Below are 12219 nucleotides of genomic sequence, written 5' to 3'. Positions count from 1 at the left end.
CGCCTGTCGCGGGAGGGCGGGGTGACTCGGCGAGTCGGGGCCATCCTTCTACGGGGTGGGGTGGTGCCGAAGAGCCTGAATGAACCAGTCGAACACCGATGTGAGGATCGGTGGTGCCGGCCAGCCGTTGATCGTGGACAGCAGACGGAAGTACTGCCCGGCGCGCGGGTCGTTCGCGACCTCCAGGCGGGTCAGCAGCTTCCGGCGATACTCGACGCTGTCGGGGTGACCGAACGTCGCCGTATATCCGGCGATCAGGTCCGTCAGGAGCGGCCGTGCCGCTTGCGAACTCGGTTCGACGCCGTCGGCCTGGGCCTTCTGGACCCGTTCACGGACCAGGTCGGTCACCTCATGGTGGAGCCCGGTCTGGTCTCCGGCTGCCCTTTCGGCCGCCTGTTGCTCGGCCATACGGCGGACACTGGCCTTGAAGTCGGGGTCCTGGATCAAGGCGGACAGTTCCGCCCAGGCCTCCAGCTGCGCGGAAGTCGGATCGGCGGGCATTTCAGGGACGGCCGACCGCATCATGGCGACGAAGTCGGGGTTGGCGTCCAGATCGCCGAAGATCTCGTCGATGAAGCCGTTGATGAGGCGCTTGCAGTCCTCAGCGGACGGTGTCGCTTGTCGGGACATGAGAATTCCATCTTCCAAGAGGGCCGAAATTCGATCGTGGTCGTGAGACGGAACGCGCTCCAGCGAGTACTCGCCGTTCACAGCACCGATCCTGGGGCCTCTGGTTACTTGAGACTCAAGCCCGAGAAAAGGTACGCCGGTCATCGCGGTAGCTCGACAGGAAATCTCCGGGCGACGGTGATCAGTCCTCGTCTTCATCGTCAGGAGCGTCCGGTTCGCGCAGTGGCCGGTGGCCGCCGGGCAGTTCGGGCCGGTGAAAGGAGCACCGGCCATGGACGTTGATGTGCTTGCGGATGAACGGCGACAGCCGTGCGACCTCGGCGATGTAGACGGCCGCGCGGTAGGCCGGGACGCCGTGCTCACGAGGTCGGTCTCCTCGGCGCGGCGCCGCTGCTCGGCTTCTTGGGCGGCCAGGCGGGCATTCCAGACCTCGATCGCCGCGACGGGTAGCAGGGCGGCGGCGTCGCGCTCGGGGCCGCGGCGACGCAGCGGCACCGGCTCGCCCGTCCCGGCCCGCTCGACGAGCTCGGCCAGGCGCGCCCGCGCATCTCGGATGCCGATCTCCTCGACCTCGCCCCCTCGGTCGCGGGCGATCGGCGCCCCGCGGCTGGCCTATGTCGCTCAGGCGAAGCGGGACGCGGGCGTGAGCGCGTTGGCCTCGAAACTTGGTTGCCAAAGGTGGCGCAGGCGGGACGGGTGCGGAAGACTGCCTCGATGGCTGCTGAGTACGCCCAGAGTGACCAGTTCCGTGGTGCCCGAATCCACCTGTGTGACCTCGCCGGTCTTGAGATCCGCGACTGCGAGGTCAACGGCCTGAAGATCGTCGACTGCTATGGGAGCGACGTCTACCTCGGTGGCGACTTCAAGCGTCTCGTCGTCAACGACATCGACGTGACCGCCTACGTCGAGGCCGAGCTCGACCGGCGCCACCCCACGCGGGTGCTGGCGCGTGAGGCCGCGTCCCCCGACGACTACCGGGCTGCCTGGGATGCCATCGAGGCGCTGTGGGCGGCGACGCTCGACCGCGCCAGGCTCCTGCCCGAGGCCAAGCTGCACGAGCAGGTCAACGGCGAGTGGTCGTTCGTCGAGACCCAACGGCACCTGCTGATGGCCTGCGATGCCTGGCTCGGCAATGCCGTGCTGGAGGAGGATGCGCCGTACCACCCGTTGGGCTTCCCTCACGGCGGGATGCCGCCCGACGCGACGGCGAAGCTCGGTCTCACCCTCGAAGCCACCCCGACCCTCGACGAGGTGCTCGCGCCGCGGCTCGCCCGCATGGCCGCGATGCGGCGTGTCGTCGACGGGCTCACCGAGGCCGAGCTCGATCGGGTATGCGGTCGCAGGCCGGCGGACCCGTATCCCGAGCAGGAGTACGTCGTGCGCCGCTGCCTCAAGGTGGTGCTGAAGGAAGAGGCCGAGCATCACCGTTATGCGGTGCGCGACCTCGCCGTGCTCGAGGCCGGTGCCTGAACTGGCGCCGCTCCCCGTGCCGAGCAGCCGTTCCAGTTCAGGGGCGGCTTGCGCTGCTTGGGGGCCGATCTCGCCCAGTACCGCGGCAGCCCGGCCCCACTCATCGCGCTCAAGAAGCGCGGTCAGCTCCGGGACGATCCGTGCGACCTCGGCGGTCTGTGTGGCGGCCCACCGCGCGAGGGTCTCCAGCACAGAGCGCCGCAGGTCATCGGCGCGGTCCGGGCGCAGGTGCGGGGAGATCGCGGGGGTCAGGGAGTGCGCCCAGGGCGCGCATGGCGTCAGCAGTTCCGCGAGTGAGGGCGCGCTCGGCCAGAAACTGGGCTTCCCGGTGCGCTGTTCGTAGAGCGTGAAGCCTGTCTTTCGCCGGGCGAGCAGGTCCAGGAGGCCGGGGACGGCGCGGTCGTCGCCGGACCAGGCCAGGCCCCACAGCGCGATGTTCGCCCAGGGCGCGTCCAGGTGGGCGGCCATGAGGTCGGCGTCGCGGGCGTCCTCGCGACAGGCGTGTGCGGCGAGGATCCTCAGGGCGAGAGCCGGATCGTCCAGGGTCTCCACACAACCGCGCAGCGCGGACAGCAGGCCGGGCACGCGCGCGTGGAGGAGCGCCCCGCGATGTTTCGAACGCCATGGCAGAAGTCAGGCCGGGCGCGCGCGTGGAGGAGCGTTTTGACCGCCGCGTCGACGCCCGCGACGCGCAGACGCTGTTCGGGGCGGGCGAGCAGAGCCAGGCAGACCGCTTCGTTGTCGCGCCGGTCGAGATCGCGCAGCACGTTTCCGGCCGCGTGGTCGGGGTTACGCGAGGCGAGGTTGCTGTGCGGCAGTGCAACGGGCTCGGTGGTGAGTCCCGCGATGATCGGAGCGGTGGGGATCGGGCGGCCGGGGAGCGCCTTGGCCAAAGCGAGGGTCGCGTACATCGCGTGATGGGCATCAGCGTCCTCCCCTGGTCACGGAGAAAGACGAGGACCTCGGGCAAGACGGCCGCCGAGAGGCGCTTCGCGAGGCTGCCGAGGGCGAGCAGCGTGTCGGTCCGAATCGAGATGTCGGGGTCGGGCCACCCGGCGACGAGCGCTCGGGCGACCTCGTCGGGGTCCTCGGTGTCTTCGCGAAGAGCCCAGATCGCCCCCGTCCGGACGGCCGGGTCCTGATCACCGAGCAGGGCGAGCAGGCCGGGCCCGCACCCACGCCCCAGGCCAATCGGCGGCCACGAAGCGGGCAGCGACCACCGCGGCCGTCCCCGCCAGGCGCGCGAGGATCTCCAGCACCTCCGGACGGCACAGGACGCGCGGCGACCCGGCTGCCTCCACGAGGAACGGCAAGATCGCCGGGGCGGCCGTGCAGACGAAGCCGCCCTGGTGATGGAGCTCGTTGAGGAGCTCATCAGCTGCGTCGAACGCCTCGTCACCGACGAGAAGGGAGCGCAGGAGAGCGGGCACGTCGCAGCGACCCCAGTAGGCGTAGGTGAGTTCACCTCACGCGATGTCGTCGACGCCCTCAAAGATCACGTAGCGACCATAACGCCTGGTCGGATCTAAAAAAGGCGGTATGCCGCGGCCGCAGCCGGGCGATCGGACGCTCGTGCGCGATGGCGAACACCGGCTCGACGAACGCCTTGGCGCCGAGTCCCAGTCCGAGCGTGTACCGGCCGCGGGGGGCTGCCTGCGTCGTCTGCGCCCGCGCGCCGACCAGCAGCGGGTGGCGTCCGAAGATGGGCACCGCGGAGGTTCCCACGTCCAGGCCCGGGACCTCCCGGCCGACGATCCCGGCCAGGGCGACGGAGTCGTAGTCGAAGCGCTGTCCGAACCAGACCGAGTCGATTCCCGTCGACCTCACCGCCCGCGCCTGGTCCACGACGGCGTTCTCCGCGTCCGCCGGACTGATAGAGCAACACCTACGACTAACCCGATCAGTTGGCCATGAATTTCTGTGCGGACGGCCGCCGGTCGAGGTCGGGTTATCGGCAATGAAGCCGTCACCAGCCCAGGTCAGCGGACTGGGGTAACAGAGAGAACAAGTGTTCTGGCAGGTGGGTCCGGTCCGGCCGCGAGAAGTGTCACCACAGTCGCGCGTACCTGGCGACACGACTCTTGACGACAGACCGGGAGTCGCGGGACGAACGTCAGAGGAGCTTCTCGAAGCACAGGGAGCCCGGGAGCCGGTCGTAGGGCGGGAAGACGGGGACGGGCGTGTAGCCCTCCCTCTCGTACATCCTCACCGCGTCCGGCTGGCGGGGACCGGTCTGCAGGACGACCCGGGAGGCGCCCAGCGCGCGGGCCGCGTCCTCGGCGGCGGCGAGCAGGGCCCGCGCCACGCGGGTGCCCCGATGGGACGGGGTCACGAACATCCGCTTGAGCTCCAGGTCGTCGCCGAGCCCGCGCAGCGCCACGTGCCCGACCGCGACCTCCGCCGCGTAGGCGACCCCGGTGTAGGCGACGGTCTCCGGCTCGACGTTCATGCCACCGGGTACGAGGCCGATGACGGTGAGCATGTCGGCGTAGCGGGCGTCCATCTCCTCCGTCATCGCCCGCCGGAGCGCCACGGCCGCCGTGTCGTCCCAGCCGACCGGCCTGACCTCGACCAGGCCGGTTCCCTGTGCGAACGCGGTCATGTGCGGACCCGCCCCTCTCCCGTTCTCGCGGCCACGGACCGTACGGGGCGCGTCGTCACGCCCTCCCGGTTCCAAATCACACGAAATTCCGACTTAAAAAGTAGAAAAATAGGATTTTTCTGTCAACGCCAACTCTGCCAACGTCGACGGGGTCCGTCGACGCCCACGGCAGGATCTCACGGGCGCGGTCACGGTCATGGGGCGGCCACCGCTCACGAGATCGGCCACCGGCCAAGACATCGGTCTCCGGCCAAGGGATCAGTCTCCAATCACGGGATCGGTCTCCAATCACGAGCACGGGCACGGGGGTCGGCCACCGATCACGGGGAAGGATCCGGGGATGACCCGTTCCCGTATCAGCGTCTCGGTGGACGCGCGCGCCCGGCCCGAGCAGGTGTTCTCCGTCCTGACCGACTGGCCGAGACACGACGAGTGGATGGTCCTGACCCGGGCGCGCGTCACCGCCGGGGACGGCCACAGCGCCGGGAGCCGCCTGGCGGCCTTCACCGGGGTGGGACCGGCCGGGTTCCTCGACACCATGGAGATCACCGAGTGGGACCCGCCGAGAAGCGTGGCGGTCCGGCACACCGGGCGGCTGGTACGCGGCACCGGGGTCTTCCGCGTGCTGCCCCGCGAGGGCGGCGGCAGCACGATCGTCTGGGAGGAGGAGCTCGACGTGCCGTTCGGCATGGCCGGGCGGCTCGGCTGGCGGGTGATCAAGCCGCTGAACGCGGCCCTGTTCCGGCTCTCACTGCACCGCCTGGCCGCGCTCAGCGACCGGTGACACGGCGACGGCGAATCAAGGTGGCCACGCCGCTCAGCCATGCCCAGCGGTCGGTGAGCGCGGCGGTGGCGAATCAAGGGCCGGAACATCGGCGGTCGGTGACACGGTGGCGGCGAATCAAGGTGGCCACTCCGCCTGACCGCGCTCAGCGGCCGGTGACACGGCGGTGGTGAAACAAGATGGCCACGCCGCTCAGCCATGCCCAGCGGTCGGTGACACGGCGCCGCCTGACCGCGCTCAGCGATCAGTGAAACGGCGGTGGCGAACCAACCGCCTGGCCGCGCTCAGCGGTCGGTGAGACCCCGGCCCGGGTCTCCGGCGCCGCCCGGTGTGCCCGCGCCGCCCGGCTCGTCGCGGACGACCTCGCCGTGGACGACCGGCCCGGAGCCCGGGGGCCTCCCGGCGTCGCGCAGCACGTCGAAGGGCGAGCCCGCGCCGCCGAAGGGCGAGCCGAGCCCGGCGCCCGCCCCGCTCCTGGCGACGAGGGTGCGGACGCGGCGGGCGAAGAACCAGGATCCGAGCCTGCGGACCATCGGCCGGGTGAACGGCAGCAGGCACAGGAAGCCGAGGATGTCCGTGAGGAAGCCCGGGGTGAGCAGCAGCGTGCCGCCCACGAGGATCAGCGCGCCGTCGGCGAGCTCGCGGTCGGGCATCCGGCCGCTCTGCAGCGCGCCCTGGAGGTTGCGCCAGGCCCGGCGGCCCTCGCGGCGCACGATCCAGGCGCCGAGCAGGCTGTCGGCGAGCAGGATGGCCACGGTTGGCCACCCGCCGATGACCTGACCCACCTGGATGAGCACCCATATCTCGAGGACAGGGACCACGAGGAAGGTCAGGAACAGCAGAATGCGCATTTTCGCCTCAACTCATGCGACGGCCGTACGACATGGACAACGTCCCGGAGTGGCGGCGCGTTCCGTGTTCGCTCAGCGTGGACGGCGTCCTCAGCGGGCTCTCAGGTTGGCGCCCCCGGGGTCCGGGGGCCGGTGGCCTCGCGGGGCGGCGCGGACGGCGGGGGGCCGGACGGCGCGTCCGCGAGGTCGCGGGGTCAGCGGCCCCGGCGGCGGCGCAGGCGGTCGGGCAGGCCGGTGACGCCCCAGACGGTGACCCGCCACAGGGCCTCGGCCACGATGCCCCGGCTCATCTTGCTGGCCCCGACGGTGCGCTCCACGAAGGTGATGGGCACCTCGGTGACGCGCATCCCGCCGCGGGCCGTACGCAGGGTCAGGTCCACCTGGAAGCAGTAGCCCCGCGACTCGACGTCGTCCAGGCTGATCTTCTCCAGGGCCGGGGCGCGGTAGGCGCGGAAGCCGGCGGTGGCGTCGCGGACCGGGAGGCCGAGCACGAGCCTGGTGTAGATGTTGGCGCCGCGCGACAGGAACTCCCGCGAGGCCGGCCAGTTGACGACCCTGCCGCCCGGCACCCACCGGGAGCCGATCGCCAGGTCGGCGCCCTCGGCCAGCGCGTCCAGCAGCTTGGGCAGTTCCTCGGGCTGGTGGGAGCCGTCGGCATCTATCTCCACGAGGACGCCGAAGCCCTCCTCCAGGCCCCAGCGGAAGCCCGCGATGTAGGCGGCGCCCAGGCCCTGCTTGCCGCCCGGACGGTGCAGCACGTGGACGTGGTCGTCGTCGGCCGCCAGCTTGTCGGCGATCGCCCCCGTACCGTCGGGGCTGTCGTCGTCCGCGATCAGGAGGTGGGCGTCGGGCACGGCCTCGCGCAGCCGCCGGGTGATCATCGGCAGGTTCTCCCGCTCGTTGTACGTCGGGACGATGACGAGCACCCGACCAAGCATCCGCTCCATCACACGTCTCCCACCTGCTGATCGTCCTCCCGGTTCGCGGGGTGTTCCGCGCCGGGCGTCCGGCGCCGCCAGGCGGCGGCCACCGCCCCCGCACCCACAAGTATCAAGGCCCATTCGGGCAGCGCGCCCACGCGTGTGGCGATGGTTTGCGCGGTCCTGACCGGGACGGTCAGCACGTTCATCGCGGGTACCAGCTCGCCGGTACGCCAGGCGATCTCGCCGGTGGGGGTCACAGATGCCGATATACCCGTAATTGCGGAAGTGATCACCGCTCGATTGTGCTCCACGGCCCGCAGCTGGGACATGGCCAGCTGCTGCGGCGGCAGGTTGGTCAGGGCGTAGGTGGCGTTGTTGGTCTGCACCACCAGCGGCGTGGCGCCCGTCCTCGCGGTGTCGCCCACGATGCCGTCGAAGGCCACCTCGTAGCAGTTGATCGCGCCGACGGTCACCGGGCCCAGTTCGAGGTCTCCGTCGCGCGTGCCCGCGATCGACTGCCTGCCGACCAGGGAGGCCCGCTCGAACAGGGCCAGTACGAGGTCCTTGAGCGGGGTGAACTCCCCGAAGGGGACCAACTGCTGCTTGTCGTAGTAGGCGCCGGGGCCGGTGACCGGGTCCCAGACGATGCTGCGGGTCGCCCGGTTCTTGTCGCCGATCCTGACCACGGCGCCGACCAGGACGGGCACCCCGACGTCCTTGACCGCCGCGTCGATCTCGCGCCTGGCGAACGCGTCGCTCAGCGGGTCGATGTCGGTGGAGTTCTCCGGCAGCACGATCAGGTCGGGGCGGGGCGTCCTGCCCTCCCGGACGTCCCGGGCCATCTGGTGGAGCATCCGGGTGTGGTTGCCCAGGACCACGGCGGGCTCGTCGCCCAGCGGGTGCATGCCCCGGCCGGGGACGTTGCCCTGGATGACGCCGACGGTCACGTTCCTGCCCTCGTCGCCGTACCGGGGAACGGCGAGGGCCGCGGCCGGCACGGCCAGTGCCCCGGCGAGCGGCAGGGCCAGCGCCCGCCCCCAGCGCGGGCGCGGAGCGGGCCGGGAGCCGGAGGACGCGGGCGGGACCGGGGACAGGATCGGGAGGAGGCGCAGCGCCGCCAGGGCGAGCAGGCCGCCGCACAGGGCCACCGCGAAGCTCACCAGCGGCGCCCCGCCGAGCGCCGCGTACGGGGTGAAGATCGACTCACCCTGGCTGAAGGCCACCCGCGCCCAGGGGAATCCGCCGAACGGGAACCGTCCCCGCGCCCACTCGGCCGCCACCCAGAGCGCGGCGCCCCACAGCGGCCACAGGCGCAGCCGGGTCACCAGGGCGACACCTGTCCCCCAGGCGGCGTAGAAGACGCTCTCCATGGCGACCAGGCCCAGCCAGGCGTCGGCGCCGATCGGGCTCACCCAGTACAGGGCGGGCAGCAGCAGGGCGAACCCCACGAGGAGACCGAGCCACGTGCCCCGGCGCGGCCGGGTGCCGCGTACCGCCAGGATCGCCAGGGCCATGCCGAACGGCGCGAGGAACCAGAGCCCGAGGGGCGGGAAGGCGAGGAAGATCAGCAGTCCTCCGGCCACCGCGCCCGCGACGCGGGCGAGCAGCGCCAGACGCGAGCCGGGGGGCGAGGCCAGGCGCGAGCCGGAGGGCGAGCCTGAGGGCGGGACCGCCGGGCCGTCCGCGGGACCCGCCACCGGCACGGCCGCCGCATCGTCCACGGAACCGGCCGCCGAGCCCTTGACGGAACCGGGGGGCGAATCGGGGGCCGGGCCTGGGACGGAGCCGGGCGTCGAACCGGGAGTCGAACCGGGGACGCGGACCGGGCCGTTCGCGGGGTCGCCCGTCGCGGACCTCTCCGGTACCGGGGCGGCCGTCTTGTCCTGCACCACGGGCGGGGCTCCTTGCGATGTCGTGCGGGCGGGTGGCGCCTGGTCTTCCCAGCCGGTGTTCGGCCGCTGCCCAGCCGATCTGCTCGGCCGGTCCTCACCGGCCGGTCTTCCTAGCCGGAACGCTACCGCCCAGCGGGCACGCCCCCAAAAGTCCCACCACACATTAACCAGAAACAACAACAAAGCACTTCAAACCCGACAAAAACCACTGCTCGTGGGCCCGTACGCGGCAACGGGGCGGCCCGGATGTCCGTGGACACCCGGGCCGCCCCGACGCTTGCGGCGCTCGCACGGGAGCGGGAAGAGGGCCCGGACGACCCTTCGGACCGGTTCCGTCCCGTCGGCGGCGAGCGCGGATTGCCGTTGTCTACTGGGTGCCCGGACCCCTCCTGGGTCCAACCCCCCGCCCGGAAGGAGTGCCCCGCCTCGACGGACTGCCGGTCCTGCGCCTGGCTGTACGGACGGGGTGTTCCCCCGTCACGGGCGCAGGAGACGGCGATGTCGAAAGGCGGCCGACCGGCCAGTCCCGTGCTGGACTGGGCAGCAAACTACCGAGCCCAGCGCAGATGTCAACCGTGTCACTAACAGCGGAAACACCAAGTTTTCGCAGCTGGGACATGATCGACGAGAGCCGTCAATGGTCTCATGTGATCCGATGTCTCTCAAGTCGAGCGAGGGCGTCGGGAAGCGGGCCGTCGTGCACGACGCCAAGCCGCTGGGTGGCGCGGGTCAAGGCCACGTAAAGGTCGCTCGCCCCGCGCGGGGACTCGCCCAGGATCAGCTCCGGTTCGGCCACGACGACCGCGTCGAACTCCAGCCCCTTGGCCTCGGCGACGGTCAGCACCGCCACCTGCGAGTCCAGGGCCGCCGCCCCCGGCCCGGCCACCGCGCCGTCGACGGAACGGACCACGATCTCCCCGAACTCCGCGGCGCGCGACTCGGGGACGATCACGACGAGCCGCCCGCCCTCGACGACCTCGGCCTTGACGACCTCGCCGAGGGAGGCCGTCGGGGAGGCCGCCCACGGGTGCGTCCCCGTCTCCCTGACCGAGGTCGGGGCGGTCAGCGACGGGTCGACCAGGGCGAGCACGTCGGCGGCCACGGCCATCAGCTCGACGGGGGTGCGGTAGTTGACGCTGAGGGTCTCCTCGCGCCAGCGCCCCGCCACGTACGGGTCGAGGACCCGGCCCCAGGAGCGCGCCCCGGCCGACGAACCGGTCTGGGCCAGGTCGCCGACGATCGTCATCGACCGCGTCGGGCAGCGGCGCATCAGCATCCGCCAGTCCATCGGCGACAGCTCCTGCGCCTCGTCGACGATGACGTGGCCGAAGGCCCAGGTGCGGTCGGCCGCCGCGCGCTCGGCGGTGGTCAGGAAGACGTCGTCGCCGAGGTGGCGGGCGGCGAACCTCTCGGCGTCCATGATGTCGGACAGGCCGGTCAGCTCCAGGACCTCCTTGGCGTAGGCGAGCTGGTGCTGCCGCTCGTCGAGCGCGGCGGCGCGCTGCGCCGCCTGCTCCTCCTCGGCCATCCACGCCCCGGCCCGCAACACCGCGGGGTCGATGTCGCCGAGCAGCTCGGCGGCCTCGTCCAGCAGCGGCACGTCGGACTCGGCCCACCAGTTCTCCCCCGCGCGGGGCGGCTCGCGCAGCATCAGCTCGCGTTCGGCCCCGCCGAACTCGGCGGCGGCGTGGTCGAGACGCTCGCGGGAGGTGAACAGCGCGATCAGGAGCTGCTGCGGGGTGACGTAGGGCCACAGCCGGTTCAGGGCCGCCTTGACGGGCCGCTCGGTACGGAGGTCCTCGCGGATGTCGGCCAGCTCGTCGTCGTCGATCATCCCCTTGCCGAGCTGCCTGGCGGCCTGCCGGGCGAGCGCGTTGAGCAGGTGTCGGACGAAGACCGCGCGGGCCTCGTTGTGCGCCCTCTTGGAGCGGGCCGCCCGGCTGCGGGCGGCCTCCAGGACGTTGCCCTCCAGCCTGAGGGTGTAGCGGTCGAGCTTGATCTCGATCGGTTTGCGCGGCACCCGCTGCCGCTCGCGTACGGCCCGCGCGACGACCTGGGCCATCCGGGCGTCGCCCTTGACCGCGGCCACCTCCGGCCGCTCCCTGCGCCCGGGGACGACCCCCGGGTACAGCTCGGAGACGGTCGACAGCAGCACGTCGGTCTCGCCCAGGGAGGGCAGCACCTGCTCGATGTAGCGCAGGAAGGTCAGGTTCGGCCCGAGGATGAGCACGCCCCTGCGGGCCAGTTTCTCCCGGTGGGTGTAGAGGAGGTAGGCGGCGCGGTGCAGCGCGACCACGGTCTTGCCGGTGCCGGGACCGCCCTGCACGACCAGCACGCCGTTGAGGTCGGAGCGGATGATGCGGTCCTGCTCCGACTGGATGGTGGCCACGATGTCGCGCATCCGGCCGGTGCGCTTGGCCCCCAGGGAGGCGAGCAGCGCGGCCTCGCCGTTGAGGGTGGCCACGTCCTCCTCGGTGAGGCTGTCGAGGTCCAGGAGGTCGTCGTCGACCCCGATCACCGTACGGCCCCTGGTCTGCAGGTGCCGACGCCGGGTGACGCCCATCGAGGCCGCGGGGGTGGCGCCGTAGAAGGGCTGCGCCACCGGCGCCCGCCAGTCGATCAGCATCCGGCGCTGGTCGTCGTCGGCCATGCCGATGCGGCCTATGTAGAGCGAGGTGTCGTCGGCGTTGTCGAGCCGGCCGAAGCACAGGCCGTTCTCGACCGCCCACAGGCGGCCCAGGCGTTCGGCGTACATCCCCGCGAAGGTGTCGCGCTCGGAGCGGTTCTGATGCGTGCCGCCACTTCCGCCCTGCGCGAGGACGCCGTCCAGCTGTCGCTGGGTGCGCTCGCGCAGCAGATCGAGCCGGGCATAAAGGCAGGAAACGTACTCCTGCTCCCTGGCCAGCTCGATTTGACGGGTTGCCGTCGCTCCATTATCGTTGCTAGTAATGGGATACTCCGGGCCATTGCGCTGGTTGTTATGACAAACCATCACCCTAGCAGGTCCGTCGAGAAGTTTACCCGCCCCTCCGTCATCACAGCTTGATTGCGGCGTTCCCTGCCTGCT

Annotated in this window: 11 protein-coding genes; 2 read left to right on the top strand and 9 right to left on the bottom strand. The window is 71.4% G+C overall.

Translation table 11 applies throughout. From position 1 onward, the window contains the following. Positions 1-48: 48 nt before the first annotated feature. Positions 49-711: a hypothetical protein gene (locus tag ACW9TB_RS29725; RefSeq protein WP_472751387.1), complete on the bottom strand. Its 663-nt coding sequence runs from the start codon at positions 709-711 to the stop codon at positions 49-51. Between the two features lie 633 nt (positions 712-1344). Here ACW9TB_RS29725 and ACW9TB_RS29720 point away from each other — a divergent pair. Then, positions 1345-2100 (top strand): DinB family protein, encoded by a 756-nt coding sequence (locus ACW9TB_RS29720; RefSeq protein ID WP_472751386.1) that lies wholly within the window; start codon positions 1345-1347, stop codon positions 2098-2100. Between the two features lie 518 nt (positions 2101-2618). On the opposite strand, the gene ACW9TB_RS29715 is transcribed toward ACW9TB_RS29720, so the two are convergent. The 4 genes from ACW9TB_RS29715 to ACW9TB_RS29700 form a co-directional block, all read right to left on the bottom strand. Then, the gene (locus ACW9TB_RS29715; RefSeq protein ID WP_472751385.1) at positions 2619-3011 is read right to left on the bottom strand and encodes a hypothetical protein; all 393 of its coding nucleotides are present in this window, start codon (positions 3009-3011) and stop codon (positions 2619-2621) included. A 231-nt stretch (positions 3012-3242) separates the two neighbouring features. Next, positions 3243-3530: a hypothetical protein gene (locus tag ACW9TB_RS29710; protein ID WP_472751384.1), complete on the bottom strand. Its 288-nt coding sequence runs from the start codon at positions 3528-3530 to the stop codon at positions 3243-3245. A gap of 58 nt (positions 3531-3588) precedes the next feature. Further along, complete coding sequence (locus ACW9TB_RS29705) at positions 3589-3945, bottom strand: LLM class flavin-dependent oxidoreductase (protein ID WP_472751383.1); 357 nt, start codon at positions 3943-3945, stop codon at positions 3589-3591. A gap of 268 nt (positions 3946-4213) precedes the next feature. Beyond that, positions 4214-4702 carry a GNAT family N-acetyltransferase gene (locus tag ACW9TB_RS29700; protein WP_472751382.1) on the bottom strand — a complete coding sequence of 163 codons (489 nt, stop codon included), beginning with the start codon at positions 4700-4702 and terminating at the stop codon, positions 4214-4216. A gap of 340 nt (positions 4703-5042) precedes the next feature. Between ACW9TB_RS29700 and ACW9TB_RS29695 the strand changes: the two genes are divergently transcribed. Then, positions 5043-5486, top strand: a complete 444-nt coding sequence (locus ACW9TB_RS29695; RefSeq protein ID WP_472751381.1) for an SRPBCC family protein — start codon at positions 5043-5045, stop codon at positions 5484-5486. 284 nt (positions 5487-5770) lie between these two features. On the opposite strand, the gene ACW9TB_RS29690 is transcribed toward ACW9TB_RS29695, so the two are convergent. The 4 genes from ACW9TB_RS29690 to ACW9TB_RS29675 all read right to left on the bottom strand — a co-directional run bounded on the left by ACW9TB_RS29690 (position 5771) and on the right by ACW9TB_RS29675 (position 12144). After that, on the bottom strand, positions 5771-6337 hold the full coding sequence (locus tag ACW9TB_RS29690) for an FxsA family protein (protein ID WP_472751380.1): 567 nt from the start codon (positions 6335-6337) through the stop codon (positions 5771-5773). Positions 6338-6531: 194 nt separating this feature from the next. Further along, complete coding sequence (locus ACW9TB_RS29685; RefSeq protein ID WP_472751379.1) at positions 6532-7284, bottom strand: polyprenol monophosphomannose synthase; 753 nt, start codon at positions 7282-7284, stop codon at positions 6532-6534. Next, the gene (lnt, locus tag ACW9TB_RS29680; protein WP_472751378.1) at positions 7284-9152 is read right to left on the bottom strand and encodes an apolipoprotein N-acyltransferase; all 1869 of its coding nucleotides are present in this window, start codon (positions 9150-9152) and stop codon (positions 7284-7286) included. The genes ACW9TB_RS29685 and lnt overlap by 1 nt, the downstream gene beginning before the upstream one ends. 643 nt (positions 9153-9795) lie before the next feature. Continuing rightward, entirely contained in the window at positions 9796-12144 is a 2349-nt protein-coding gene (locus ACW9TB_RS29675) for a HelD family protein (protein WP_472751377.1), read from the bottom strand. Positions 12145-12219: the final 75 nt, after the last annotated feature.

It is taken from the genome of Streptosporangium sp. H13245 (assembly GCF_055690525.1).
The sequence above is the reverse complement of the archived record's forward strand: the minus strand, read 5'-3'. Positions and strand labels throughout refer to the sequence as shown.